Source organism: Streptomyces sp. NPDC058964 (assembly GCF_042741275.1).
GTDB lineage: Bacteria > Actinomycetota > Actinomycetes > Streptomycetales > Streptomycetaceae > Streptomyces.
Genome location: NZ_JBHYKH010000033.1, coordinates 1 through 26,105 on the forward strand (window position 1 = coordinate 1; position 26,105 = coordinate 26,105).

Consider the following 26,105-nt stretch of genomic DNA (forward strand, 5'->3'; position numbering starts at 1 on the left):
CCGCGCGCCCGCCCCCCCCCCCCTCCCCCCAGTGTGGGTGGGTGGGCCCCCGGGGGGGGGCCCCTCGGCGGTCCCCCCCCCCCCCCACCGCGGGGGGCGCCGCCCCCACGAGCCCACGGGCGAGCTGGACTCCCACACCGCGGAACAGGTCTTCGCCGCCTTCCGCACCGCGAACGAGCGTCTGGGCACCACCGTCGTCATCGTCACCCACGACCAGGCGGTGGCCGACGAGGTCCGCCGCACGGTCGCCATCCGCGACGGCCGTACCTCCACGGAGGTCCTGCGCCGCAGCGAGGTCGACGCCACGACCGGTAACGAGACGGTGGTGGCCCGCGAGTACGCCATGCTCGACCGCGCCGGCCGCCTCCAGCTCCCCGCCGAGTACACGAGGGCCCTCGGCATGCGCGACCGTGTGGCCCTGGAACTGGAGCCGGACCACATCGGGGTCTGGCCGGACGAGAGCGGGTGACCGCCCCGCGGGGCCGCGCCGGGGCGGGCCTGACGGGTCCTAGCGGACGCTGACGCCCAGCGCGCCGAGTCCCGCCCTGCGTACGGCGATCGAGCCGAAAGGCGTACGCAGTCTCAGCCAGGCGCCCGAGGAGTAGAGCGCCACGGGGGGCTCGTCGGAGGTGTGCGCCGAGGCGGCCGGGCGCAGGAAGCCCAGCGACTGGGCCGCGTGCACGGCCCGTACCGGAAGACCGGTCTCCCCGACCGCACGGGACCAGATGTCCCGCCCGATCCGGTCGAGTTCGGCGCGGGTGCGGCGCTCCGGCGCCAACTCCTGCGTACGGGAGCGGAACTCGGCGACGACGGCGGCGACCATGGCGCGCAGCACGTCCGGGGCGGGCAGCCCCCGCTCCGGTTGCCAGCCGCCGCGCGGCGGAAGGACTCCCGCCCAGGGCGGCCCGGTCACCGCGGCCGGGACGGCAGCCGTGGCCGCCGTCTCGTCCACGGACTCCAGGAGTTCACCGGCGGACACGGTCACGTCGAGCGTGACGTCGAGCCCGTCCTCGTACGGCTTGGCCAGCCGCACCGCGCGGACGGCCAGCACCTCGAAGGACGGCGGCCGCCCGAACACGGCGAGCGCGGTGCCGGCCGCCTGGAGGCGCACCGCGGCCGCGCGGTCGTAGTGGAGCAGCCGCGAGAGGAAGGCCGCGAGGTCCGCCGCCTCCCCCTCGTCGGCGAGGTGGAGCACCGTCATGCGGCGACGGCCTCCTCCTCGGCGTCGTCCCGGAACTCCTGGAGGAACTCCCGCTCCTCCTCGGTGAGACGGCGGGGCCGCTGGGCCTCGAAGTCGAACGGCACGACGACGGTGGAGGCCCGCACGTACACGAGATCGTCGTCCTTCACCTCGTAGGTGATGGTGAAGGACGCCGCCCGGATCTCGGTGATCCACAGCTCGATGTCCACCGGGTGGTGCCGGTGGACGAGCTGCCGTTTGTAGTCGATCTCGTGGCGCGCCACCACGGACCCCTGCTTGAAGTCCTTCTCCGGGCGGAACAGGAAGTCGATGCGGGCTTCCTCCAGGTAGCGGATGAAGACCGCATTGTTGACATGTCCATACGCATCCATGTCAGACCAGCGCAGCGGGCAGCGGTAGATGTGACGCAAGAGTCGATCAGCCCCGGGTCAGCTTCTTGTACGTGGCACGGTGCGGACGCGCGGCGTCCGGTCCGAGCCGCTCGATCTTGTTCTTCTCGTACGACTCGAAGTTGCCCTCGAACCAGAACCACCGGGACTCGCCCTCGTAGGCGAGGATGTGGGTGGCGACGCGGTCCAGGAACCACCGGTCGTGGGAGACGACCACGGCGCAGCCGGGGAACTCCAGCAGCGCGTTCTCCAGGCTCGACAGCGTCTCGACGTCGAGGTCGTTGGTCGGCTCGTCGAGGAGCAGCAGGTTGCCGCCCTGCTTCAGGGTGAGCGCCAGGTTGAGACGGTTGCGCTCACCGCCGGACAGGATGCCGGCCGGCTTCTGCTGGTCCGGGCCCTTGAAGCCGAACGCGGACACGTAGGCGCGCGAGGGCATCTCGACCTGGCCGACGTTGATGTAGTCGAGTCCGTCGGACACGACCTCCCACAGCGTCTTCTTGGGGTCGATGTTGGAGCGGCCCTGGTCGACGTACGAGATCTTGACGGTCTCGCCGACCTTGATGTCGCCGGAGTCCGGCGTCTCCAGGCCCTGGATCATCTTGAACAGGGTGGTCTTGCCGGCGCCGTTCGGGCCGATGACGCCGACGATGCCGTTGCGCGGCAGGGTGAAGGACAGGCCGTCGACGAGGATCTTCTCGCCGAAGCCCTTGTGGAGGTCGTTCACCTCGACCACGACGTTGCCCAGACGCGGGCCCGGCGGGATCTGGATCTCCTCGAAGTCCAGCTTCCGCATCTTGTCCGCCTCGGCCGCCATCTCCTCGTACCGCGCGAGACGGGCCTTGGACTTGGCCTGGCGCCCCTTGGCGTTGGAGCGCACCCACTCCAGCTCTTCCTTGAGGCGCTTCTGCCGCTTGGCGTCCTTCTGGCCCTCGACCTTGAGGCGGGTCGCCTTGGTCTCCAGGTACGTGGAGTAGTTGCCCTCGTACGGGTAGGCGCGGCCGCGGTCGAGCTCGAGGATCCACTCCGCGACGTTGTCCAGGAAGTACCGGTCGTGGGTGATCGCCACGACGGTGCCCGGGTACTTGGCCAGGTGCTGCTCCAGCCAGTTCACGGACTCGGCGTCGAGGTGGTTGGTGGGCTCGTCGAGGAGCAGCAGGTCGGGCTGCTCCAGCAGGAGCTTGCACAGGGCGACGCGGCGGCGCTCACCACCGGAGAGGTTGGTGACGGGCCAGTCGCCGGACGGGCACCCGAGCGCGTCCATGGCCTGCTCGAGCTGGGCGTCGAGGTCCCACGCGTTGGCGTGGTCGAGCTCCTCCTGGAGCTTGCCCATCTCGTCGAGCAGCGCGTCGGAGTAGTCGGTCGCCATGAGCTCGGCGATCTCGTTGAACCGGTCGAGCTTGCCCTTGATCTCGGCGACACCCTCCTGGACGTTCTCCAGGACGGTCTTCTCCTCGTTCAGCGGGGGCTCCTGCAGCAGGATGCCGACGCTGTAGCCGGGCGACAGGAACGCGTCACCGTTGGAGGGCTGCTCCAGCCCCGCCATGATCTTCAGCACGGTCGACTTACCGGCACCGTTCGGACCGACGACGCCGATCTTGGCACCCGGAAGGAAGCTCAGGGTGACATCGTCGAGAATCACCTTGTCGCCGTGCGCCTTGCGCGCCTTGCGCATGGTGTAAATGAACTCAGCCAAGAGAAACCGTCCGGCAGCTTGAAATCTGGCAGTGGGCAGATACACCCCATCTTGCCTGACGTCCAGGCCTGGGTGGTAACCCGTGTGGTCGCGGGGCTCCTGCCTGGGGTTTCGTCCGGCGGGGCAGGCGGCCTTGCCGCGGGCCGCGGAGGAGACGCGGGTCACATTCGTTCGTGTCACAACTCGCGGTGGTCGTTCGGTCCAAGAGGTGTAACCACCGACAACGGCCCAGGAGTGCACCATGGATGCCCGGTTGAACCTCATGGCCAGCCCGGTCGCGGCCAAGGCCTTCAAGCACATCGTCGCGGCGGCCAGGACGCTCGCGGAGTCGGCACTGCCCGCCGCGACGCGCGAACTGGTGATGCTCCGCGCCAGCCAGATCAACGGCTGCGCCGGATGCATCGACATGCACACCAAGGAGGCCGCCGCGGCCGGGGAGAGCGCGGTGCGCCTCCATCTGGTCGCGGCCTGGCGCGAGGCCACGGTGTTCACCGACGCCGAGCGCGCCGCGCTGGAGCTGGCCGAGGAAGGGACCCGGATCGCCGACGCGGCCGGTGGCGTCAGCGACGAGGTCTGGGCGAACGCCGCCAAGCACTACGACGAGGACCAGCTCGCCGCCCTGGTGACCCAGATCGCCGTCATCAACGCCTTCAACCGCGGCAACGTCATCACCCAGCAGCCCGCCGGCCACTACCAGGTCGGCCAGCTGCACTGACGGAACGGCCCCGGCCGCCGGTGCCGCCCAGTGCCGGCGGCATCGGCCGTGGCCGCGGCGTCGCGGTCAGTCGCCCGCCGACGTCTCGCGCCTGCGGAGCAGGATCAGGGCCGCGCCGCCGATGACGACGAGGCCGATGGCGACTCCCGTGATCAACGGGGTGACGCTGGAGCCGCCGGTCTCGGCGAGGTTCGTGCCACCGGAGGTGCCGCCCACCGAGGCCGGACTCGGCTCGCTGAGGGTCTGGATCGCGTCGCCGCCCGCGCTGCCCTGGGTCTTGCAGTCCAGGACGCCGCTGAAGCGCCGCTCGAAGCCGTTCGGCCCGGTGATCATGAAGTCGTAGGCCTGGTCCTCCTGCAGCGGGACGGTCACGGTGCGCGAGGCTCCCGCCGGGATGGTGTGCTCGACGCTCATCAGCTCGAAGGTGAAGGGCTTGTCGCCCTTGTTGGCCGCCGTGATGTCCACGCCGCCCTTGGCGCAGTTCTTGCGGGCCGACAGCGCGGGTATCGCGCCCTTCTCCGCCCAGGTGGCGCTCGCGGTGGCGGAGACCGTCGACTCGCTGGAGCCGGCCAGGATCTGGGTCTGGCTGCGGCTCTCCGAGGCGAAGGCGCGGCCGACCGGCACGGTGGTCGAGGCCTGCACGGTCAGCTCGGCCGACCCGTCGGCGGCATCCTCGGGGATGTCGAAGTACAGCCGGCTGCCGTTCTTCGCCGAGGTGACGACCTTGCCGGTGCTGTCGACGATCCGCACGCCGCTGATGGCCGCGTCCGCCGGCGGGGCCACCGTCACGTCCCGCGCGTTCGTGTGCACCGTGACCGGTCCGACCCGCTCACCGGGCCGGCCCGACACCGCGGGCGGGTCGAGGGCCAGCGAGGCACTCGGCTCGGCCGTGCCCCGGGCGCTCTTCTCCAGATAGTCGGCGAGCTTCTCGGCCTGCGGGTCGATCGCGTCGACGTCCGCCCCGTCCGAGTAGCGCCAGATGGCCACCTGAGTGCCGGCCGCGGCGTCCTGCTCGGTGAGGCCGTGGGCGCCCGCCCGCTCGGCGAGCGCCGCGAGGTCGTTCACCTGCGGGTAGGAGTTCTGCAGGATCCAGCGGATCCGGCCGGCGTCCTTGTTGGTGCCCAGCGAGGTGCTGCTCCAGGGGGTCTCCTGGTACTTGGCGTCCTTCTGAGTGGGGTTGTGGATGTCGACGCAGTACGTCTGGAGGGTGCCGCCGCCGTCCACGGACATCTCGAACAGGCCCGCGGCCACCTTCAGATCGCTGCCGTTCTCGTGGAGGACGGCCTCGCCGTACGTCTTCAGGCCGCCGATGGTGGCGGTCGCCCCGCCCTGGTTCTGCGGGGTCTCGTCGGGGGGGGGGCGGGGGGGGCGGGGGCGGCCCGCGCGCGTGCCGGGGCGGGGGGGGGGACCCCCCGCCCTGTTTCGGCGGGGGAAGGTCGGCCGGCGCCGGGCCGGCCGCGCCCAGCACGCCGTCGGCCACGAGTCCGGACACGAGTGCCGCGGAGGCGAGTCGGACCGCACCCCGTCCGCGCGCGGACGGCACGGACGGTCCAGAGGGCCCAGAGAACACAAAGAGCACAGAATTCCCCTTCGAGCAGGACCCATTCACGTGGGGGGCGCGGTCCCACCAGCAGAATCAGCAGCCACGAGTGCTACGCCCGGCATCCTATGGATCAGGCGCACCAGCCTTGCCGGTCATATCGTCGGATGGCCGATCCGACTCGCAATCGTTATCGCCGTGACCGACCGTGAGCAGGTCTCATCGGTGCGACGACCCGGCGGTTCGGAACGCATTCGCCGATAAGCCGCGGTTCGGTCAGCCCTCCGTTGTGGCTGACATCACGTCACCGCTACCGGTTCAGGCTGCTGTTGCCCGACCGCGTCCGTGGAATCCCCTGCCGGTGTCTCCCAGTTGGGCTCCGGGCGTGGCGAGGCGGGCGCCGACTCGGGTTTGGCCGTGCGCCGGAAGGCGGAGGTGCCGCGCGCCAGGTCGTGGCCGATCGCCACCGCGTCGATGTCCGCGGAGAGCCGGTTCTGCTGCCCCTCGCGCGTCTCCGTGCGCACCCTGAGCCTGCCCTGGACGACGACGGGGTCGCCCACGTTCAGCGAGGCCGCGGTGTTGACGGCGAGCTGCCGGTTGGCCCACACCGTGAAGAAGTTGGTGTGGCCGTCCGTCCAGGCGTTCTTCTCGCGGTCCCAGTAACGCGACGTGACCGCCATCCGGAAGCGCGCCGACGGACCCGCCGCCAGCTCCCGGTACACCGGCTGTGTCGCCACGTTGCCCACCGCGCAGACCATCGTCTCGTTCATCGTGAACCCCTCCCTCGCCCGGGTCGCGGACGCCGGGCCGGCATGCGTACGGGCCCGTCCCGTACGGCTGCGTCTGCCGCCGCGACCGCGTTCGTCGCGATCGCCGCGGAACCAGACTGCCTCCGCCGGGACGGGCCCGCCGAGCGCTGTGGACCGACGGCCTCCTGTGGAGAACTCCGCCACCCGGCCAAGTGATCCACGGCCCCTCGCGAGCCGGCTCACTCCACCATGCCCCGCTCCTGATCACCCCACCCCGTCCCCGCCCCCGGTCCCGGCCCCGGTCCCGATCAACCCACCGTGACCTCGGCCTTGACCACCCGCCCGTACTGCTCCCGCACCTCGCGATACCGCAGCAGCTCCGCGGCCAGCGGATCGAGCACGCGGGCCCGGCCGCAGCCCGCGGCCGCCTCCCGCAATCGTCTCTCCGCCTCCAGGCCGTACCGCCGTGCCGGTCCACGCGCCGCCATCCGGCAACTCCACTCGACGAGCGGCCCCCCGACGATGCCGGCCACCATCAGCAGCACCGGCACTCCGAGGTTCGGTGCCATGACCCCCGCGATCTGCCCCACCAGCCAGAGCCCGCCGACCACCTGAAGGATCGTCATGGACGCCTGGACCAGTACGGCCACCGGCCACCAGCCGGGCCGCGGCGGCCGCCCCGTCGGCAGCGCGGCCCGTGCCGCCAGCTCGTCCAGCGCCTCGGACAGCCCCTGGGAACCGCGTACCGCCGCCTCGCGCACCGCCTGGGCCCACGGGGCCGGCAGCCCGGCCGAGGCCCGGTCGGACACCGTACGGACCGCCTGCTCGACGCGCTGACGCGCCGTCGCCTCCTCGTCCGTCTGCGTGCACAGTGTGAGACGTCCCGTCGGAAGTTCGCCGCGGCCCTGGTACCAGCGCCACAGCCGGAGCCAGGGCGTGCCGCAGGCCTTGTTGGCGTTGCGCAGCCACGCTCGTTCGGCGGCCTCGCCCGCGGCGGCGGCGCCCACCGCGTCCGCCAGGCGGGCGGAGAACTCGTCCCGCGCCGGCTCGCTCAGACCCGTGCGGCGCCCGGTGGTGTAGACAGGCCGCAGCCCGGCCGCGGCCGCGTCCACGTCGGCCGCGACCCGACGGGCCGCGGCTCCGCGCTCCGCCAGGAACCGGCCGAGCACCTCGCGCAGTTCGCCGAGGCCGTCCCCGGTGAGCGCGGACAGCGCGAGCACGGTCGCGCCCGGTTCGCCGTGCTCCCCCAGGGCGATTCCGTCCTCGTCGAGCAGCCGCCGCAGGTCGTCGAGGACCTGGTCGGCGGCCTCGCCGGGCAGCCGGTCGATCTGGTTGAGGACGATGATCATGATCTCGGCGTGGCCCGCCATGGGCCGCAGATAGCGCTCGTGGAGGACGGCGTCGGCGTACTTCTCGGGGTCGACGACCCAGATGACCGCGTCCACGAGCTTCAGGATGCGGTCCACCTGCTCGCGGTGCTGCACGGCCGCCGAGTCGTGGTCGGGCAGGTCGACCAGGACGAGCCCGCGCAGCTGTGCCTCGGCCTCCGGGCTCTGCACCGGACGCCGCCGCAGTCGTCCGGGGATGCCCAGCCGGTCGATGAGGGTCGCCGCGCCGTCGCTCCAGCTGCACGAGATGGGCGCGGCGGTGGTCGGACGCCGTACCCCGGTCTCCGAGATGGCCACCCCGGCGAGGGCGTTGAACAGCTGGGACTTCCCGCTGCCGGTGGCGCCCGCGATGGCGACGACGGTGTGCTCCCCGGAGAGCTTGCGGCGCGCCGCCGCCTCGTCGAGGACCCGGCCCGCCTCGGCGAGGGTGTGACTGTCCAGGCGGGTGCGCGAGAGTCCGACCAGTTCGCGCAGGGCGTCGAGCCGGGAGCGCAGCGGGCCGTCGTACGCAAGTGGGGCCGGGGGGTGTGCGCCGGGGTACCGGTTCTCGACGACGGAGGCGGGTTCGGCGGCGGTCTCGGTGACGCGCCGGGCGATGAGGCCGTCGTCCCAGACGTCCGAGGAGTCGCCCGCGGCCGCGTCGTCGTCCCCCGCGCGCGCGTGACGCGGGGACGCGCTCTTCCGAGGGCGTTCGGGAGCGGAAGCGGGACCGGCGGCGGGGGCGTCGTCGTTCTCGGCGTCGGCATCGCTGCCGGTCCCCGCCACCGCCTCGGCGCCGGCGGCCGCGGCGGGATCCGCCTTCGTGCCCTCCCCGGGACGCGCGTCCGCTGAAGGGCTCTCGTGGACGGGGGCGTCTTCGCGCCCCTCGGTGTCCTTGACGATCGAGACCACGGGCCCCGTGGAATCGGTGCGCTCGGTGTCACCCTCGTGGTCTCCGCGATCCGCGTGGCCGGTGTGACTCGTGTGGTCCGTGTGGTCCGTACGGCCCGTCTGGCCTGTGTGGCCCGTCTGGCCTGTGTGGTCCGTGTGGTCCTGGTCGGCGACGGCGGTCACCGGTCACCTCTCCTTCTGCAGTACGGACAGCGCGGCAATGAGTTCGGCCTGGGGTTCGGCATGGACCTCCAGCGCGTCGAGCGGGGCGAGGCGGCGCTCGCGCTCGGTGTGCATGACCCGGTCCAGGTGTTCGGCGAGCAGCCGTCCGGCACGTTCGCGCAGCCCCGTCGCACGATGGGCGCCGAGCCTCTCGGCGAGGCCCTCGCCCGCGGACCGGGCTCTGCGGCCGCCCAGCAGTGTGGTGGCGACGAGCGCGGCGACGATCTCGGGGTCGGGTGCGACGCTCCGGTCCAGTTGTCGCGCCTCTTCCTCGGCGCACTCCTCGAGCTCGCGCCGCCAGCGCCGTACCGCCAGCCCGATCCGGTGCTCGGAGCTCTCCGGCGACGGATCCCGCTCCACGAGCCCCGGGGCGCCCGCGGCCGGCTCGCGCCGCCAGGCCTCGTCGACGCGCTCGTCGGCGGCCGTGACGGCGCACAGCAGCAGCGCGGCCAGACTCTCCGCAAGGGCGTCTAGGAGCTCACCGGCGGTGCAGTCGAGGGGGAAGGCCCGCCAGCGCTTCAGGGCGCCCCCGGCGAGTACGGCCCCGGACTGCAGCCGCCCCCGTACGCGCGCGTGCTCGCTGTCGAACGCCCCGTCGACGGCGGCGGTGAGCCGCAGCGCGGCCGCGTACTGGGCGGCCGCGGCGCTCGCCAGCTCGGGCATCCGCGACCTCAGCGAGTCGAGGACGCCGTACGCCGTACGCGCCATGGCGTGCTGGCGGGCGCCGGGGTCCTGCGCCCGCTGGACGAGCCAGGTGCGCAGCGATGCCACGGCGGTGGCGGGCAGCAGCCCGCCGCCCCAGGCCGACTCGGGCAGCTCGGGCACGGTGAAGCGGGGCACGTCACCGAGCCCGGCCTTGGTGAGCAGGGCCCCGTACTGGCGGCTGACCTCGGAGACGACCTGGTGCGGCACCCGGTCGAGGACGGTCACCAGGGTGACGTCGTACTCCTTGGCGGTGCGCAGCAGATGCCAGGGCACGGCGTCGGCGTACCGGGCCGCGGTCGTGACCATCACCCAGATGTCGGCGGCGCAGATCAGCTCGGCGGCGAGCAGACGGTTCTCGGCGACCAGGGAGTCGACGTCGGGCGCGTCCAGCAGGGCGAGCCCGCGCGGGAGGCTGTCGACGGTCTCGATCCGCAGCACGCGCGCCGGGTTCTCCCCCGGGAGCAGCAGTTCCTCCCCCGGGTCCTGATGGGGCACCCACACGCGCGTGAGGTCCGGCAGCACCCGCATCCCGCTGAACCAGTGGTGGTCCTCCGGATGGCACACCAGCACCGGAGTGCGGGTCGTCGGCCGCAGTACGCCCGCCTCGCTGACCCGCCGCCCCACCAGGGAATTGACGAGCGTCGACTTGCCGGCGCCGGTGGATCCTCCAATGACGGCCAGCAAGGGTGCTTCGGGCTCTCTCAGCCTGGGCACCAAGTAGTCGTCGAGCTGTGCGAGCAGTTCGTCGCGGTTGGCACGCGCGCGTGGGGCCCCCGCCAGGGGCAGCGGGAAGCGTGCGGCGGCGACACGGTCGCGCAGAGCGGAGAGAGTGTCGAGCAGCTGGGGCCGTACGTCCAAGGTCACCACATGCGAAGAATGCCCAATTTTAGGGGAATTCTGAAGCATATAGACATGTCTGCGCGCCGACAGAACACAACGGACGGAAGGGATGACTGGGACGTGGGCACAGTCCAGGCATAACGAGTGCACAACACCCGGTGCGCGAGACGCCAAAAGCGGTGCACGATTCGTACCTGCCTGCGATTATCAGGACCGCTTCACCGAACCTCCACATCGAGCCACGGAGGCGAAGCAACAGGGACAAGGATCCAGGAGCCCTATCCTTGTCCCCGGCAACGTCACGGATCAGCCCACACCCGGGCAGCACGTACGAGGCCACCACACCGGCCCCCGTAGCTCAGTGGATAGAGCAGGCGCCTTCTAAGCGCTTGGCCGCAGGTTCGAGTCCTGCCGGGGGCGCCACGAGCTACCTGACCTGCGAAGACGGGTCGGATGAATCATCGAAGACGGCGTGACTTACCTACCAGACTCGGTTAGGTAAGGCGCCTAGCAGACTGCACCTTGCCTAGCCCAGACACCAGGGAGCTACCCGTGTCGGCACAGGCCAGGAAGTCACCTCTCAGGGCCGCTCAGGCAACCACCAGGGCCACCACTCTCCGAGCCATCCCCGCCGAGCCAGAGCAGGCAGACGTCAGGCAGGCCACAGCTCAGGACTACGCAACCCATCTCCGGGCCAGCAACAACAAGCACGGACGGCCGTACACAGAGAAGACCGTCACGGCCTACACAAAGGCAGTCCGTGCCCTCGATCAGTGGATGAGCCGAGAGGGAATGGAAGAGGACTTCACCAGCGTGGACACTGCCACACTCAACCTGTTCTTCCGTGCCTACTACCAGAGCCACAACCAGGGCGGGACGAACACAGTGCAACGCAACCTCCGGCCGTTCTTCACGTGGATGGAGGAGGAGCACGACGTCACCAATCCCTACCGGGACAAGAAGCTTCAGAGGTACGCACCCCCCAAGGCTGGCAAGCCGCAGACTCTCTCCGCCGACTTCATCACCGACGTACTGAAGGTGACCGGTAACGGCCACCCCCGAGTCAGGGAGTTCGAGAAGCTGAGGGATCACGCAATCGTGAGGGTCCTGACAGAGGGACTGCGGGCAGAGGAGCTGCTCACGCTCAGGCTGGATTCCCTCGACCTGTCACAGGGGTTGGCTCAGGTTGTGCCATTGAAGGACGCCAGGAGCACGGGAGAGGGCAGGGTCATTCCTCTCCAGCCGCGTACGGTCATCGCTCTCACCCGCTATCTGAGGGCCAGGGAGACACACAAGCTGTCTGACTCCGAGTGGCTGTGGCTCGGGACCAGGAACAGGAGCAGGCTCACTTACTCGGGGCTCTACCGGATGCTCAACCGCAGGGCACAGGAAGCCGGTTACGAGGGATGCCACCCGCACCAGTTCCGGCACACAGCCACGGACGACATGCTCTCCGCCGGAATGAGCGGTGAGGACGTCATGACCATTCAGGGTTGGAAGGACCCCACCATGCTCCGCAGGTACGCGGCAGACATGGCCGTGAGTAGGGCTGTGAAGGCCGCACGGAAGATGGGTGACCGGTACTAGACCAGCCCGCCAGAGACAGCAGTAGGGGCCCGCCGAGGGATTCTCGGGGGCCCTTCTGCATGTGCGGGACATGGTGAGCGGGGACCACGGAGATAACAGGTTGGTAACGTCTAGCGATCTTGGTTGACCTACCCCTACAGGTGGGACCCCGTATAGATAGTGAGGGGGTTGACCTGCGTGAGTACGGTCGGACCGGAGACCACAAGGGAAAGAAGATCACAAGTTGGTAACGCTGCTTGACCATCCCTGGCAGGTGGGGGGTTACTTAGATAGTGAGGGGGTTGATCCGGGACCCTGCGTCGCTCAGGGCTCATCTCCAGTAGGTGGGTCCCGAGGGGTGCAGAGGTATCTCCCCTCTCTCCTCCTGTGCGGTGGTCCCCGTTGGTCGCGGCGGCAGCACGGCAAGGGCTCTGGTTCTCCCAGTGAGGACCGGGGCCCTTTGTCTTTGGGCGTGAGGTACCCACCTTCGAGACCAGCGCTTACGGGCGAGTGTCAGCACCACCACATAGGCTGTGAATGCGGAGACAGGGAACGCCCCCTGTCCTCCGCTTTTTTATTTCCCCAGGGGTCCCCACCTTCTTCCCGTTCTGGGGCCAGTGGATCCAAAGGTCCCCACCTAGCGGCGCTGACGGATGTCAGCCCGCAAACCGTGACAGGGCATGCGCCCTGGTCACCATCAGGCAGGGCGAAGCTGCCCTGCCACCACCACACACAGACCAACGGAGGTAACCCATGTCCAAGCGCCACTACACCCGCACCCTTACCGGTCATCGATGCACCAAGTGCCGTGAAGAGTTCGAGACCCGTCAGGACTTTGCTAAGCACTGCGGACGGCACGGTGAGTGCAAGCATCCGATCGCCATCGGGCTGACTCTCGATATCAGCATCGGAGTGCACCACTGGAGGAAGTCCGAGAGAGCCTCTATACGCCCCGCTGAAGCTGCGTAATCCCGAACAGTCAGCCAGCCACCACAGCACCAGTGAACGGGGCCCCAGAAGCCTCTGGGCCCCTTTCTCGTAGACCAACCACCAGGGAGACCACCATGACCAACGAGACCGCCACGCAGTGTGCAGTAATCGGGTGCGAAGAACAGGCCACCATCACAGAGTTCAACGGCGTGAAGGGAGCACCATCGTTGGCCCTGTGCTCCGGACACTCCTGGGACTTCTTCTGGAACTACCGGGAGAAGAGCAGGAAGCTGGCCGCCGCAATCCATGAGGCCAATCCCGACATGAACCACACCTCCGGCTGGACCTACGTAATCCGGCTGGCCAACTCCCACGTGAAGATCGGATACACCACCGACCCGAGCCTGAAGCGCATAAAGACTCTGAGCGGTAAGCCGAACCAGGGAATCCCCGTACAGGTGCTGGCTGTACTCAAGGGCGGTGAATCCCTGGAGGCCGTCATTCACAGGCAGTGGGCTCACCTCCGAGTACAGGGAGCCATGGAGGAATTCTGGCCGGACCCCTCACTGCTCCAGTGGGCAGAAGAACAGGGCGTTGACGCTGAAGTGGACGACCTCGAATCCTGGCTGGCCAACAAGCACAGCCGTGGAATCAAGGGTGAGTACGCACAGGAGATGTGGAGCAACACAGGCCGAGAGATTCAGGAGCTACAGAAGAAGGAACACGAAGACATCTGGGCCTGAGCAATAGGGCCGGGGGCACGCCCGGCCCATCCATTCGAGACAACGAGGAGAACCAATGGCGAGCATCGGAAGCAAGGAAGCTAAGGGAGTCCTGTCCCAACTGATCCAGCGGGCAGAGGGAGGGGAGACCATCCGCATCACCAAGTACGGACGGGATGCAGTGGTGATGATCTCCGCCGAGCGATACGCACGACTGACACGAGACCTGTTCTCCGAAGACAAGAACTGAGCTACGGGCCGGATACTCGGCCCGCCACCACAAAGGAGAGACCAATGCTTATACGGATCTGTGAGTACGACGGCTGCACCAATCGATACAGGAGCAGCGGACTGTGTGACTCACACCTGAAACAGAAGAAGCGTGGCAGGGAACTCACGCCACTCAGGGCACGCAACGACAGACCGAGAGAGAACAAAGTCTGTCGAGAGTGCGGGGAGGTGAAGAGCCTCACCGAGTTCCGCAAGCACTGCCACGGATACCGGATAGGGACCTGTGGAGAGTGTGAGCCGAGGAAGTACCGAAAGACCGGGGCGCAGCAAGGGGAAGGGCAGGCATGGGATACCGCAGGAGACGGACGCTGATACCCAGCACCCTGGAGCTATTCAGGGCCATGGGAGTCAAGGCGTGGGCTCGCGACGGAAGCGTCAGACACAACGGACCAGACGACATACGAGCAGACATCAAAGCCAACCTTGAGCGGGTGAGACGGATAGGAGTCAGAGGGACCGCACTGTTCTTCGGAGCCGTCCTGCTCACCGCAATGGAGCGAGGCTGTTTCACCAAGGAAGACATAGACGACCTGGACCCCATGGGGAAGGGCAATGCCGGATACATCCTGGAGAAGCTGAGGGAGAACAACGATGAGCGATGAGATACAGGAACTGTGGGAGGAATACCTGGAGGCCGGTGGTGAACCACTCCCGCTACTGAAGCTCCTCATAGACGAATCCTGGGAGCGACTCACAGCAGACGACACGGAGGAACTGAAGCGGTTCCTGTCGTACTAACCGAAGAGAACTGATAGGACCCTACGCCGGTGGACGGCTACGGGCCCTTCTCTATGTCTGCTAGGGAATTCAGTAACCCCGAGCCGGCTCGGCCTATCCGTAAACCGCAGAAGGAGACACGGCACATGAGCTACAACAACTACGAAGACCTCTACACCGGAGACCTCAATAAGATCGCAGAACAGTTCACGCGGGGTACGTGGGCAGGTACAGCCAAGGCTGCGAAGGAGTGGCCCAAGGGGATTCCCGGTCAGGCTTCCATTGTCACGCTGATACCTGGCGGATCCCCGTTCAAGGCGAAGGACACTGGGTTCCTCTCTCGATACGCGGACCGCATCAAGGAACACGGTCGACTGCTGGCCAAGCGAGGACAACCCCTTGCCGCTGAGAACATGCCACCGATCGGACAGGCGCATCTCTGGTATCGGGACGTGATTCAGTACGTACCCCTCAGTGGAATGCTGACAGCCAAGCAGATAGCAAGGCTGTGCGGGGACGACTCCCAGGTGACTATCCCCTGGCGCTCCCTGGCCGATGCGGTGGGCAGGAAGAACCGGACAGGGAATCTCCGGTCCTACACAGAGCGAGGAGTACAGGCCCTAGTCGAAAGTGGCTGGCTGACAGTCGAGACCATCGGAAGTAAGCGAGGGGCTAGCACAACGTTCTATCTCCAGGTCGGGGACTTCACCGACCGGACGTGGACGCGCGACGAGGACTTCTACGACGAGGAACCCACGGTCTGACTTATGGCCCTAAGAGTATGAGCCTGAGCTGACTGTGACACCCGAGAACTTAGGGCCCTAAGAGTAGGAGCATGTAGCTCGATGATGTCTCACGACTTATGGCCCTAAGAGTAGGCCCCTCTACCTGACCCTCACCCTGGTGCAACTTATGGCCCTAAGTAAGAGACCGTAGAGCGGGAGAGAGAAGAGGGCGGGGACAGAAGGGCGAGCGTTAGCAGAGCCCTTCATTGGGTCCATGTGTCTTCCCATGGCCGCTCAGGCACAGGGGCGTAGCGTCCAGCGAAGCCCCGTGAGAGTCGCTTACCTCATAGACATCAGGAGCAGCGGTTCACCATCGGCCACCGCTCCCTATCGGTCGGGTGCCGGTGATCTGCCATGAATGCTCTCGCCACTCCGGCACGCATCCTGCTTCCCGCCAAATCAAGCTGCGCTTGCCTGTAGCGGGGAACGATATGCCGACGTCTCTCACCACCCCGCTATTCGTCTCCCGCCTGAGTACAGGGCGAAGCGTCCAGCGAAGCCCGTGTGAGTGGCTCACCCGATTGCAGCCGAATCAATCCGAACCTACGCCCTGGACGGGCTCTCCGGTTTCTGTTCCCTGTGCTCACATCACCCCGCTTAGTTCCTTCGACTCCCCCGCTACTGATGTGAACCTGAACCACTGAACTGAACCAGGGCGGGGGCCTACGCCGGTAACGGCTAGGGCCCGTGAACTGAACCACCACCATGAACCAAAGGAGATGTGAACCATGAACCGTATCGAGAGTGAACTGAAGTCCATCAGTAGAACCAGGAAGGTTGTGGACTTCATGCTGTCCCTAATCGTGGGGGGAGCGGTGTTCTATTCCCTCATGACGTCTACCCCGCTGGTTGCTGCTCACTCGATATGGAGTTGGTCAGGCTGGGCCCTAGGCGGTCTCACTGACGCAGCCTTCATCCTGGCTATATCAGCAGACGCCACCCTGTCCAGACACGGCAGACAGGGAGGGAGGTGGGCTGCCGCATTCAGATGGGTTACCGGGGCAGCCTCGCTCTTCCTGAATACCTGGACTTCCGTAGCGGGAGGAGATTGGGTGGGAGCAGCTATCCACTCCATCGCTCCCGTCATCCTGGTATTCGCTGCCGAGGTTGCCCCCATCTATCGGAGGAAGTTCAGGGAGATTGAACTGGAGTTGACTGAACAGGTCCGAGAGTTCACGGTGACCAAGACTGTGTCCAGGAAGAGTTCACTACAGAGCACAGTTCAGGTTCAGGGTTCAGTTCAGAATTCAGGGGGCGAGCCGGCTCGGGGTTCAGATATCCCGTCGAGTGATTCCGGACAGGTTCAGCTCACCGACAACCAGCGGGCTATCCGAGACGGATTCCTTGCGGGGAAGAAGGCGGCAGACGTAGCCAGGGAGATTGGAGTCAGTGGGTCTTACGTGTCTTGTCAGTACCGGAAGATCAAGGCCGAGCTGGAGATGGCGGCGTGATCACCAGACCTGGTGACACAAAAGGACGAGGGGGGGTTCCCTCGTCCGCATGAGGAAGGGCGGCTGCTCACTGTCAAGCAGTCCACCCGTTCCCTTCACCTTCTCAGGAAGCAGGCTGCTCCTTTGGTGAGAGCGCTAGCCAGTCTTCCCGCTGGTGAGGGAATGATTCAAGCGATAGGGAGAACGGGATAGCCGGATCAAAGGTGAGCATGAGGTGACCAGAAGGGACGTACCCATTTCGCCCCACCTCCTCCACCCCCCTGATGTGCTTCCGCCATATCTTGTGCTCATAGCCAGAAGAATCCAGCGTGAATACGAACATGCCGTTCGGCTTCAGCATCGCCGTACCGGGACCTGCCTGCTCGGGAATGGTGGTGAGCAAGGGATGAACCTCACCCCTCCCAACCAGGAAACCATCCTTAATCAGGGCGTGAACCCGAGCGCTTCCTTGATAGCTCCCCCGCAACACCGCTTCATTGGATAGCTTGGCCCAGCGTCTATTGGCTGCAATGTTACGTACCACCCCTCTGAACGCGCTCAGCAAACTCACTCCCCGCCCCTTCCTCTTCGCATGAACGGCTGGATTATGCCAGAGATCCAACCTGCCGCAGCACAAAGGGCCGGGAGTTCCCCGGCCCCTTCTTACGGCACCTCTCCTACCCACCCCGCCTACCGAGGCACCGGTAGCAGGAGCAGGGCGGGTACTCAGAGGTCATGAGCACTTCCCCTGCCTGGATCACCTGAGCGGGCTTGATGACTGTCTTCTCTCCCGTCTCGGGGTTCACCCGGTACACCTCGATGCGCAGGGTTGCCAGTGGTGGTGCCGTCTCGTCCGCCATGCCCGCATCGTGACTACCCACAAGGGGCGTACTGGGCCATGGACAGGGACAGTTGGGCAGTTTCGGCGGTAGCTTGGAAGAACGCCCAAACGTCCCTAGGGGGAGCCTTGAACACTGCCCTACGATCGGCTATGGAGTCCGCTGGTCTGTCACCCCGGCAACTGGCTCTGAGGGTGGGTGTCTCAGGGAAGACGGTGGAGCGGTGGGTCAGTGACTCCGAACTGATCCCTCACGCCAGGAACCGTGAAGACGCCTGCAAGGCACTGGGAGTTGACGAAGAGATGATCTGGCCCAAGGCAGTGAAGGAGCGGATCAAGACAGGCGGGGACAGGGAGATTGTTCACAGCTACCCCTATCGGTCTGCCTGTCCCTCGACGGTCTGGGCAGAAATGACGGAGAAAGCCACAGGGGAACTGTTCTTCGCGGGATACACGAACTACTTCCTGTGGACTCAGTTGCCAGACTTCCTGGGGACCATTCGCAGGAAAGCAGAGCAGGGGTGCCGAGTAAGGTTTCTACTCGGCGACCCCAACGGAGAGGTAACCAGGCAGCGGGAAGCCATTGAGGACGTAGCACTCACCGTCTCCACCCGAATCAGGATCACCCTGGAGAACGTAGAAAAGCTGAGGGAAGTGGAAGGTATTGAGGCTCGTTTCTCCTCCGCCCAGGATGCAGTGAACCACGTCTCTCTGTCTGTGTTCCGTTTCGACAATGAGGCACTGGTTACACCACACCTGGCCAGGCTGGTTGGCCATGACTCCCCGCTCCTCCATCTCCGCTCCATGGGTGACGGGGGGATGTTCTCCCGTTTCTCCGAACATGCAGAGGAACTGTGGTCCAGGGGGATTCCCGTAGGTCGGTAGAGCTACCGATAGGGGCCTACGCCGGTAACGGCTAGGGCCCCCTCTCTGCGTAAGCGGGGGAAGGTGGAGACTAGGGCGGGGGAACCTGGGGCTAGTCAGCAATAATCCCTAGCATCCTTAACTATTTCCCCACATAAGCGGGGTGAGACAGTACGACACGGGGTGTAGCACGGGTGGTAGCAGGTGACAGTGCTGCCCTTGCACCTACCAGTTTTATGCCACATTTCTAAGGGGTCTCACACAGACAGTGTGAGTCCGGATTAATAACCCCCGGGTCGACTGTACCGATATGCCCTGCGCGCCGGATCGCTTGGGGTGACTGGGCTGTATTCGCCGATGAATTCAGTCAGGAATACCGGCGGGGACGAATGAGGGCTGGCGAGCGAGGGAATTCGATATCCCTTATGGGCCCACCTCATTCACATATAGAGCGCACGCATTACCCCTGGCTCACCCCACCCGCCCCCACGGCCCCACCCTGCCACTCCCTCCCATACCCGCCTACGCCCCTGTGCGGCCCTGTGAGCCACCGACACCCCCTCCTGAGCCCATCACCCCAAGACATCCGAGATAGGCCGGGAGAGAGGCGTACAGAGACTCAAGATCAGAGCAGGGTGATCCATACGGCTGGCTAGGACGCCAGCCGACAGAGGGAGGACACCAGTGACCAGGACATGCGTCCTGTCACGAGGGGCACGCAGACGCACGTCTGTGGGCCAGGACCGACGGGAAGCAACTTCACTAGGGAGTCCTGCGCAAGGTGCTTGGATACCCGCAGGGGACTGGCGAGAGTGCATCGTGCCTGGTTAGAGTCTTGGCTAGTCACGTTGCCTTCTAAGCGCTTGGCCGCAGGTTCGAGTCCTGCCGGGGGCGCCAGCCGTCACCAGCAAAAACGCCCCAGAGGGGATCTCCCCTCCAGGGCGTTTCGTGTCTCTGACGGCAACGCTGACGGCAACGGGCCCGTCACTTGTCGTCGGCGAGCAGACTTCCCAGCTGATCCAGAGCGGCCCGCTTCTCGGTCATGTCGGCGTGCGCATAGATGTTCATGGTCACCTCCAGGGCGCTGTGCCCGACGATGTCGCGAACGATGTGCGGCGGGATACCGAGGCCGAGAAGCAGCGTCACGCAGGTATGCCGAAGGTCGTGGAAACGCACCCCCAGGCCCAGCCGCTCACGGATCGGGTAGAAGTGTCGGTTCAGGTTCCGGGGCTCGATCGGGGTCCCCCGCCTGGTGGTGAAGACCAGACCGGCTTCCCGCCACTGCTCCCCCGCTTCCTGGCGCTCCTCGGCCTGGCGCGCATGGTGCCGGCGGAGCGCGTCGACGCACACGACGGGAAGCGGTACGGGCCTCTCCGAGCGACGCGTCTTGGGCGCGGTCAGCGTCAGCTCACCATTGACCCGCTGCAGAGCCGTACGGATCTCCAGCGATCCCCCATCCAGGTCGACATCCGACCAGTGAAGCCCCAGCAACTCACCGCGCCGCAGACCCAGGTACAGGGCCAGCACGTAGGCCGCACTCAGGCGGTCATCACGCACGTCGCCCAGGAGCATCTTGGCCTCGGCGACGGACAGGCCGCGGCCGACTCGGTACCGGGGAGTCTGTACCTGGACGAGCTTGGCGACGTTGCGCTGCACCAGCTCTTCACGCACCGCGTGCTGGAGGGCGTTCCGCAGCACCGCGTGAAGGTACTGGACCATGCGGGGAGACAGCCGACGCTCACAGCACCGCTTGGGGGTGGCGGCGCAGCAGCGGCGCGTAGCGGCCTGACGGGCGGCGTCGCGCTTCTGAGCACAGCACTGGCATGCCTGCCGAGCCCAGTCGAGGAAGAGGCGCACGTCCTTGGCGGTGAGCCGGGCCAGCTTCTTCTTGCCGAGCCGAGGGATGATGTACGCGTTGACGCACTTGCTGTAGCTGTAAACCGTCGACGGCCGCACCTTGTGGCTCACGATGTGCTCAAGCCAGTAGGTCAGGTAGGTGCCAAGGCTTTCCGTCGTGTCTGCCGCAGGGATGCCCTGATCGCTCTTCGCGAGCATCTCGGTGAGCTTCCGCCGGGCCTCCTCCCAAGTCCTGCCGTAGACCCGTCGGCGCTTGTACGTGCCGTCCGGCATCAGGACATACCCCGCACCCTCGTACCGGCCGTCCTTGCGGCGGTAGATGGTGCCTTCTCCATTGGGGTTGCGTTTGGCCATCAGGCTGCCTCCTCGATCTCGTGGTTGATGAAGTCGCGCAGTGCGTCAGCGGGCACGCGGCGGGAACGGCCGACGGTGATGGAGACCAGCCGACGGGAACGGATCAGGTCGTAGACCGTGGAGCGGCCCAGCCTGAGCCGCGCCATGACCTCAGGCACCGTCAGCAGTTCGGCAAGGGCAGTGGTGCTCACGCTGCAGCTCCTTCCTGGACGAGCGCATCGAGTAGGGCTTCGCGGGCGGTTTCGCGGTTGAGCTGGAGATCGTGGGCGATGGTGGCGGCGAGGGCTGATTCGCCGGGGGTGTGGCCGTGTCCGGCGTACTGCCAATCGGCCAAAACCAGGACGGTGTCCGGCTCGGCGTCCTCCAGGCCGAGGGCTTCGCGCTCTTGAGCGGCGCGGTAGTCGGCGCGTTCCTGGCGGAGGGCGCCGAGGGTGGTGGAGTAGCTGCGGGACTTCGAGCTGAAGTGGCCCCGGAAGCCGAGCATGTGGGCCCAGGCCCACAGACGGCGGTCGGGGTAGAGCGGGTCGAGTTCCTTGCACGCCTTGATGAGGCGGCGGGCGTGGTCGGGGACCTGGTGGCGGTCGAGTTCGGCGAGTTCACCGATGCGGCGATCGAGGGTGCCGGTGGTCTCGGCGGCCTTGGTTGCGTACTTGGCGACGTAGGCGGCGACGGCCTGTTCAGTGATGTCGGAGCCGTCACCGAACGCCTTGACCGGGCGGACGTCGAGCTGGGTGCCCCAGCGGAAGCTGCGGGCGGGCTGGTCCTCGGCGGCCGGCACCGACACCGAGGTGTAGGAATGCGCGGCAGCGGCCCGGATCGCGTCGGTGAGCAGGTCGACCGTGGCCCAGGTGGGCGGTGGGTTGCCCGGTCCGTCGGGTCCGTCGAGGCGGATCACAGCATGGAAGTGCAGGGCCCCGCGCTTCTGGAACTCAGCGACCTTGCCGTAGGAGACGCGGAGGTGGTCGGGGAGTTCGCGGCGAGTGAGTCCGGCGCGGGCGGCGATCTCGCGGCGCAGACGGGTGGTGAAGCGCTGCCAGAGCTGTCCGGCGTGGTTGTTGAAGAGGACGGCGCCCGCGTAGTCGTAGGTCCCCGGGTCGATGGCGGTGCCGAGGGCGGGATCGTCGGCGTTGTGGCGGGTGCCGCAGCGGCAGACGCCTCGGTCGGGGCGGTTGTGGACCGGGCCGAAGGACGGGGCGGTGAGGGTGGCGAACACGCGGGGGTGGTCGCGGACGGTGACGGGGATGTCTCGGCGGTCGTCTCCGGCGAGCCCAGCGCGGATGAGGTGGTAAGTGTCGCCCGCGTACGTCCACGCGCAGGCCGGGCAGCGGGAGGCTCGGCGGTTGCCGCAGGCCACGCGCAGCCGTCCGCCGGGCTCCTTCTCGGTGGAGTAGTGGTGCAGAGTCTCGCCGGTGGTCTTGTCCTTATGGAGAGTCCAGCCGGTCAGGTGGATGGGGTCGGCGCAGCCTCCGGTGCGGCGGATCTGGTCTTCCCAGCGGGTGTAGTCGGGGGCCGAAGCCACCCTCAGCAGGTCGCCGAGGGTGGTCGGATCGAGCAGCGTGTCAGGCACGGGCGCCCTCCCGGGTACAGCGGGTGCGGGCGATGCCGGTGCCGTGGCAGGCCGGGCAGTGGGCGGTGATGGTGCGCAGGTGGCCGTGGGCGTCGCGGCCGCCGAGGGTGACGGCGGCGGAGGCGAAGCCGTCGCAGGCCGGGCAGATCCTCGGCGGGGGCGGGGTGCGGCGGGACATGATGGTGGTTCCTTTCGATTGCGGTTGGAGGGAACGGCCCCGGGTGGCGGCGTGCTTGGCGGCTTGTGCGCCACCCGGCGGCTGATCAGCGAGAGGTGCGGGAGCCCCGGCGGCCACGGCCCTTGGCCGCGTACATGGCCACGTCGGCGGCGGCGAGCGCGTCCGTAAGGGCGGGTACCGGCAGGTCGGCGACGGGGCAGACCCCGAGCGAGGCAGCCAGCGGCACAGACGCCCCGGCGTAGTGCAGCGGCTCGTGGAGTACGGCGGTCAGCGCGTCGAGATCAATGGCAGCCTGATCGCGGATGACTGCGACGAATTCGTCTCCGGCCAGGCGTCCGGCGATGCCGTTGCGTCCGCACCAGGTGCGGAGCCGGTCGGCGATGGCGGTGAGGGCGGCGTCTCCGGCGGCGTGGCCGTGGGTGTCGTTGAGGGTCTTGAAGTGGTCGAGGTCGACCAGGAGGACGGCGGCGGTCGGGTGCCGCCGGATGACGTGTTCGGCGCGGGCGGTCCATCCGGCGCGGGTGTGCAGGCCAGTGAGCGGGTCGCGGCGGGCGGTGGCGAGGCGGCGGCTGAGGATGCCGCCGTGCACGGCCCAGCCGAGTAACGGCACGACGCTGGCGGCTATCTGCGGGTCCATGGGCGTTCTCCTTGGCGATGGCGGTTGGCTTGAGCAGTCCGGTCCCGGAGGCGGCGGCGTGCTTGGCGGCTTGTGCGTCGCCTCGGGGACCGGTCAGCGGCGCTTGGCTTCGGCGTTGATCAGGGAGCGGATCACCAGGGCGCAGACGGCGACGGACGCGCCAGTGATGGCAACGGCGAGAAGCATGAAGACGAGGACGGCGCCGACGACCAGGACCACGGCGGTGCCGCCGCCGAGCAGGGCGATCACGGCGCCCGGGCTGAGCTGAATGGTGGGCCGGGACGTGCCCTGAGCGGCCGGAGCAGGAGCCGAGGCGGGTGCGGTGGGGGCGTGCTGGACCTCGGTCGCCTCAACAACGGCGGGCGGGGAGGTGAGGCCGGTCGGGGTCGGCATGGTCGGGATCTTCGGGCGGAACATGGCGGCTCTCCCTTCGGGTGCGGTTACTTCTTGATGGCGGTGTCGATGGCGGGGGCGAGGATGCTGTCGGCGAGGAGGTAGCCGCCCAGGAGCAGGACGGCGACGAGCCACCAGGGCGGGCGGAGGAACTTGACACCGAGGTAGCCGACGACGGCGAGGGCGAACCAGAGCGGGACCTGCATGGCGGTGTCTCCTAGCGGACCTTGCAGCGGTGGGTGCGGGCGGCGAGCTGGGCGGCGGCCTGGCTTGAGTAGTCGGCGGACCAGCCGCAGCCGTCGGAGCTGCAGACAGCGGCGTGCTTGGTCTGGCCGTTGCGGTCGCGGTGGGTGCCGATCTGCACCGGGCCGATCCGCATCACGGAGTGGAAGTGGTCTCGGGCGGGCATCGCGGTGGTTCTCCTTCCGGGTCAGGCGAGCTGGGCGGCGATGGCGTCGGCGAGGTGGGGCGGGACGCCGAGGCGGGCGCGCAGGGTGTCGGTGTCGATCGGGGACCCGGTGCGATCGCGGTACTCGTCGGCGACCTTGCGGGCGTGGTCGACGAGGACGGCAGGCACCGCGGGCGCGGCGGCCGGTGCAGCGGCCAGAAGGGCTGGAACTTCTTCCGTCAGAGCCGGGGCGGGCTCCGGATCAGGCACCGGCTCGGGTTCCAGTTCCACGTTGGTGACGGGTGCGCGTTCCGGGGCCGGGGTGGGTGCCGGCGGATCCGGGATCTGGTGGTCTGCTGAGTGGGCGAGGAGGGTGCCGCCGAGGAAGGCGAGGGCGGGCCATCCGGCGATGCCGAGGCGGAGCAGGGCGGGTGGGTTGGCCAGGTCGAGGAATCCGGCAGTGGCGACGTTGGCGCCGAGCGAGGCGAACAGCGCTATGAGGAACCAGCACCAGGCGAGCCTGGACGGGCCGTCCGTACGGAGGCGGCGCCAGGCGGCGACCAGGAGCAGGTCGACGCTGACCGGGTAGGCCCAGGCCTTCCAGCCGTCCTGTCCGGCAGCGGCGGCCAGGTCGTGGAGGTGGGCGAAGGACAGGGCTCCGGCGATGACGGCTTGCACGAGGACGGCGTCCAGGCGGAGCGGGCGGGCGGACATCCTCATGACCGGCTCCGGGGGCCTCGGCCCAGGGCGCGAGCCACGGCGTCGCGGTCGGCGGTTGTGTAGGCGGTACGGACTCCGGAGATCGACAGCCCGGCCGCTTCAGCCAGTGAGGCCAGCGTGTAGGGCCGGGGGCCGGTGAACTCCCGTCCGTAGGCCAGGTAGGCGCGGATCTGCTGGTCCAACTGATCACGTGCCTCCCGCAGGGCAGCGAGCTGACCGAGGAAGTCGTCGGGGAGGAGGTCATCCAGCGCTGTCAGTGACTGGGGCATGAGAGGGCCTCTCCTTCTTCAGACATGGCAGGGGTAGGGACCTGGCGCGAAAGCTGGTCGCGCCAACCGTGGAGCGAGGAGGTCAGACGGCGGCGGGAGCCGTCTTGGACAGCGCCGCCGGAGTTCCAGAGGTCCCGGTCAGCTCGGGCCGGAAGGGGGCCAGTTCGGGCAGGTCCGGGGTGCGCTGTGCGTGCCGGTTGCAGATGTTGACCGCCTGGCGCAGGGAGGTGTGCGGGGCACGGATGCGGTGCCAGCCGCCGGTGGAGTCTCCGGCGATGGCGATCCCTCGCATCTCGGCGGGGATCTGGATCGCGGCCAGGACGGTGTCCGGGGAGATGTCGCCGAAGGCCATCTTGGCTGAGGCTTCGTCGTTGACGCGGTGTGCGGTGCGGCCGGTGAGCTGGGCGCGGAGCATGGTGATGCCGTCGCCGAGTTCGGACCCGAAGCGCTGACCGCAGATCTCCAGATAGATGCCGGCGGCCCGGCCGAGCTGCGCGAGACGGACCAGGGCCCTAATGATCCGATCGCGGCGGGGGTCGTTCTTCTTCGTGCTCAGGGCGAGTTCGGCGACTTCATCGACCAGGACCACGACCGGGGTCGGGCGAAGGTGGTCGGGCAGGTCCCAGATGTCGGCGGCGATCTCCGCGTCCGGAACGGCCGAGGTGATGCGCTGCTCGGCGCGGATGAGCTGGTAGACGTCCTCCATGCGGGTCACGAGGGCATCAAGGAGTTCGGCGGCGGTGTCGGGGTTGTCGGCGAGCGCGGAGAACCGGCGGGCCAGCGGGAACAGCTCCACCCCCTGCTTGCAGTCGATCCCGACCAGAGCGACGTCCATCGGGGCGAGCCCGGCGACGAGGTTGCGTTGGTAGACGGACTTGCCCGACTTACCTTCTGGCAAAAGGACAGGTGGAGCTCTGCCGGCCAGGGTCGACGACAATGTCGTAAGAGAGGATGGGGCGGATATTGGGTATGCGCGGTATTATGCGTATCCAGACAGTGGCTCATCGCTAAAGAGCTGGATCCAAGATGCTTTTGATGCGCGGCGAACAAGAGTCAAGCTCATTGAGAATGGCCGTGCGCGAAAGAAGAACAACTCCTATTGTTCTTGAGGCGATCTGTATGTTTGTCCACTTCACATCGCCCTGTCATCCAGGCTTCCCAGGCCGCTGACGGAAAAGCCTGCGTCGCGGGGCCGGCCCCCCCCGGGGTGTTGGGGTGCGGCCCCCCCCGCCGGGCGGGGGGGGGGGGGGGGTAGGTGGGCGGGGGGGCGGGGGGGGCCCCCCCGCC

At 67.6% G+C, this 26,105-nt stretch carries 26 protein-coding genes, 1 tRNA gene and 3 pseudogenes; 11 read left to right on the plus strand and 19 right to left on the minus strand.

All coding sequences use genetic code 11. The features are described 5' to 3' along the window. Positions 1 to 469 (plus strand): annotated as a pseudogene (locus tag ACFW2E_RS06695) (hypothetical protein); the annotation flags it as partial. Between the two features lie 39 nt (positions 470 to 508). On the opposite strand, the gene ACFW2E_RS06700 reads toward ACFW2E_RS06695, so the two are convergent. The 3 genes from ACFW2E_RS06700 to ettA are packed head-to-tail and all read right to left on the minus strand — an operon-like array spanning position 509 to position 3,283. After that, entirely contained in the window at positions 509 to 1,201 is a 693-nt protein-coding gene (locus ACFW2E_RS06700) for a hypothetical protein (RefSeq protein WP_384462418.1), read from the minus strand. After that, positions 1,198 to 1,611 (minus strand): acyl-CoA thioesterase, encoded by a 414-nt coding sequence (locus tag ACFW2E_RS06705; RefSeq protein ID WP_384462421.1) that lies wholly within the window; start codon positions 1,609 to 1,611, stop codon positions 1,198 to 1,200. Before ACFW2E_RS06705 ends, ACFW2E_RS06700 begins: the two co-directional genes overlap by 4 nt. A 7-nt stretch (positions 1,612 to 1,618) precedes the next feature. Then, positions 1,619 to 3,283: an energy-dependent translational throttle protein EttA gene (gene ettA / locus ACFW2E_RS06710; protein WP_384462424.1), complete on the minus strand. Its 1,665-nt coding sequence runs from the start codon at positions 3,281 to 3,283 to the stop codon at positions 1,619 to 1,621. Between the two features lie 241 nt (positions 3,284 to 3,524). Between ettA and ACFW2E_RS06715 the strand changes: the two genes are divergently transcribed. Beyond that, positions 3,525 to 3,998 (plus strand): carboxymuconolactone decarboxylase family protein, encoded by a 474-nt coding sequence (locus tag ACFW2E_RS06715; protein WP_384462427.1) that lies wholly within the window; start codon positions 3,525 to 3,527, stop codon positions 3,996 to 3,998. 66 nt (positions 3,999 to 4,064) lie between these two features. Here the strand turns inward: ACFW2E_RS06715 and ACFW2E_RS06720 are convergent. From ACFW2E_RS06720 to ACFW2E_RS06735, 4 genes and pseudogenes are all read right to left on the minus strand, one after another. Next, positions 4,065 to 5,577 (minus strand): annotated as a pseudogene (locus tag ACFW2E_RS06720) (Cys-Gln thioester bond-forming surface protein). A 260-nt stretch (positions 5,578 to 5,837) separates the two neighbouring features. After that, the gene (locus ACFW2E_RS06725; protein ID WP_384462430.1) at positions 5,838 to 6,308 is read right to left on the minus strand and encodes a single-stranded DNA-binding protein; all 471 of its coding nucleotides are present in this window, start codon (positions 6,306 to 6,308) and stop codon (positions 5,838 to 5,840) included. A gap of 287 nt (positions 6,309 to 6,595) precedes the next feature. Further along, positions 6,596 to 8,728, minus strand: coding sequence for a YfjP family GTPase (locus tag ACFW2E_RS06730; RefSeq protein ID WP_384462432.1), 2,133 nt, complete (start codon positions 8,726 to 8,728; stop codon positions 6,596 to 6,598). 3 nt (positions 8,729 to 8,731) lie between these two features. Beyond that, entirely contained in the window at positions 8,732 to 10,339 is a 1,608-nt protein-coding gene (locus tag ACFW2E_RS06735; RefSeq protein WP_384462435.1) for a dynamin family protein, read from the minus strand. A gap of 320 nt (positions 10,340 to 10,659) precedes the next feature. On the opposite strand from ACFW2E_RS06735, the gene ACFW2E_RS06740 reads away from it, so the two are divergent. From ACFW2E_RS06740 to ACFW2E_RS06775, 8 genes are all read left to right on the plus strand, one after another. Beyond that, a tRNA-Arg gene (locus ACFW2E_RS06740) sits at positions 10,660 to 10,735 on the plus strand. Positions 10,736 to 10,864: 129 nt separating this feature from the next. Continuing rightward, a complete protein-coding gene (locus ACFW2E_RS06745) occupies positions 10,865 to 11,899 on the plus strand; it encodes a tyrosine-type recombinase/integrase (protein ID WP_384462438.1) in 1,035 nt (344 codons plus the stop codon). 1,043 nt (positions 11,900 to 12,942) lie between these two features. Further along, entirely contained in the window at positions 12,943 to 13,551 is a 609-nt protein-coding gene (locus ACFW2E_RS06750) for a GIY-YIG nuclease family protein (protein ID WP_384462441.1), read from the plus strand. A 55-nt stretch (positions 13,552 to 13,606) separates the two neighbouring features. Continuing rightward, a complete protein-coding gene (locus tag ACFW2E_RS06755; RefSeq protein WP_384462444.1) occupies positions 13,607 to 13,780 on the plus strand; it encodes a type II toxin-antitoxin system Phd/YefM family antitoxin in 174 nt (57 codons plus the stop codon). 325 nt (positions 13,781 to 14,105) lie between these two features. Then, the gene (locus ACFW2E_RS06760; RefSeq protein WP_384462447.1) at positions 14,106 to 14,423 is read left to right on the plus strand and encodes a hypothetical protein; all 318 of its coding nucleotides are present in this window, start codon (positions 14,106 to 14,108) and stop codon (positions 14,421 to 14,423) included. Further along, positions 14,413 to 14,559, plus strand: coding sequence for a hypothetical protein (locus ACFW2E_RS06765; RefSeq protein ID WP_384462450.1), 147 nt, complete (start codon positions 14,413 to 14,415; stop codon positions 14,557 to 14,559). Before ACFW2E_RS06760 ends, ACFW2E_RS06765 begins: the two co-directional genes overlap by 11 nt. Before the next feature lie 125 nt (positions 14,560 to 14,684). After that, complete coding sequence (locus tag ACFW2E_RS06770; protein ID WP_384462453.1) at positions 14,685 to 15,302, plus strand: hypothetical protein; 618 nt, start codon at positions 14,685 to 14,687, stop codon at positions 15,300 to 15,302. 749 nt (positions 15,303 to 16,051) lie between these two features. Next, the gene (locus ACFW2E_RS06775; protein WP_384462456.1) at positions 16,052 to 16,774 is read left to right on the plus strand and encodes a hypothetical protein; all 723 of its coding nucleotides are present in this window, start codon (positions 16,052 to 16,054) and stop codon (positions 16,772 to 16,774) included. Between the two features lie 103 nt (positions 16,775 to 16,877). Here the strand turns inward: ACFW2E_RS06775 and ACFW2E_RS06780 are convergent, their stop codons facing one another. After that, positions 16,878 to 17,324: a hypothetical protein gene (locus ACFW2E_RS06780; protein ID WP_384462459.1), complete on the minus strand. Its 447-nt coding sequence runs from the start codon at positions 17,322 to 17,324 to the stop codon at positions 16,878 to 16,880. 327 nt (positions 17,325 to 17,651) lie between these two features. On the opposite strand from ACFW2E_RS06780, the gene ACFW2E_RS06785 reads away from it, so the two are divergent. Beyond that, complete coding sequence (locus ACFW2E_RS06785) at positions 17,652 to 18,476, plus strand: helix-turn-helix domain-containing protein (protein WP_384462462.1); 825 nt, start codon at positions 17,652 to 17,654, stop codon at positions 18,474 to 18,476. 963 nt (positions 18,477 to 19,439) lie between these two features. Here the strand turns inward: ACFW2E_RS06785 and ACFW2E_RS06790 are convergent. From ACFW2E_RS06790 to ACFW2E_RS06840, 11 genes and pseudogenes are all read right to left on the minus strand, one after another. After that, positions 19,440 to 20,666 carry a tyrosine-type recombinase/integrase gene (locus ACFW2E_RS06790; RefSeq protein ID WP_384462465.1) on the minus strand — a complete coding sequence of 409 codons (1,227 nt, stop codon included), beginning with the start codon at positions 20,664 to 20,666 and terminating at the stop codon, positions 19,440 to 19,442. Next, positions 20,666 to 20,857 (minus strand): helix-turn-helix domain-containing protein, encoded by a 192-nt coding sequence (locus tag ACFW2E_RS06795; RefSeq protein WP_384462468.1) that lies wholly within the window; start codon positions 20,855 to 20,857, stop codon positions 20,666 to 20,668. Before ACFW2E_RS06795 ends, ACFW2E_RS06790 begins: the two co-directional genes overlap by 1 nt. After that, positions 20,854 to 22,233, minus strand: coding sequence for a replication initiator protein RepSA (repSA, locus tag ACFW2E_RS06800; protein WP_384462471.1), 1,380 nt, complete (start codon positions 22,231 to 22,233; stop codon positions 20,854 to 20,856). Before repSA ends, ACFW2E_RS06795 begins: the two co-directional genes overlap by 4 nt. Beyond that, positions 22,226 to 22,411, minus strand: a complete 186-nt coding sequence (locus ACFW2E_RS06805) for a hypothetical protein (protein ID WP_384462474.1) — start codon at positions 22,409 to 22,411, stop codon at positions 22,226 to 22,228. The genes repSA and ACFW2E_RS06805 overlap by 8 nt, the downstream gene beginning before the upstream one ends. An 85-nt stretch (positions 22,412 to 22,496) precedes the next feature. Then, on the minus strand, positions 22,497 to 23,048 hold the full coding sequence (locus ACFW2E_RS06810; RefSeq protein WP_384462477.1) for a GGDEF domain-containing protein: 552 nt from the start codon (positions 23,046 to 23,048) through the stop codon (positions 22,497 to 22,499). 93 nt (positions 23,049 to 23,141) lie between these two features. Further along, the gene (locus ACFW2E_RS06815; RefSeq protein WP_384462480.1) at positions 23,142 to 23,465 is read right to left on the minus strand and encodes a SpdD-like protein; all 324 of its coding nucleotides are present in this window, start codon (positions 23,463 to 23,465) and stop codon (positions 23,142 to 23,144) included. Positions 23,466 to 23,488: 23 nt separating this feature from the next. Then, complete coding sequence (locus tag ACFW2E_RS06820; RefSeq protein ID WP_380880610.1) at positions 23,489 to 23,647, minus strand: hypothetical protein; 159 nt, start codon at positions 23,645 to 23,647, stop codon at positions 23,489 to 23,491. Between the two features lie 11 nt (positions 23,648 to 23,658). Further along, positions 23,659 to 23,850 carry a mobile element transfer protein gene (locus ACFW2E_RS06825; protein ID WP_384462483.1) on the minus strand — a complete coding sequence of 64 codons (192 nt, stop codon included), beginning with the start codon at positions 23,848 to 23,850 and terminating at the stop codon, positions 23,659 to 23,661. 21 nt (positions 23,851 to 23,871) lie between these two features. Continuing rightward, positions 23,872 to 24,543, minus strand: a complete 672-nt coding sequence (locus tag ACFW2E_RS06830; RefSeq protein ID WP_384462510.1) for a DUF2637 domain-containing protein — start codon at positions 24,541 to 24,543, stop codon at positions 23,872 to 23,874. 2 nt (positions 24,544 to 24,545) lie between these two features. After that, complete coding sequence (locus tag ACFW2E_RS06835) at positions 24,546 to 24,818, minus strand: hypothetical protein (protein ID WP_384462486.1); 273 nt, start codon at positions 24,816 to 24,818, stop codon at positions 24,546 to 24,548. An 82-nt stretch (positions 24,819 to 24,900) separates the two neighbouring features. Next, positions 24,901 to 25,704, minus strand: a pseudogene (locus ACFW2E_RS06840) (FtsK/SpoIIIE domain-containing protein); the annotation flags it as partial. Positions 25,705 to 26,105 lie beyond the last annotated feature (401 nt).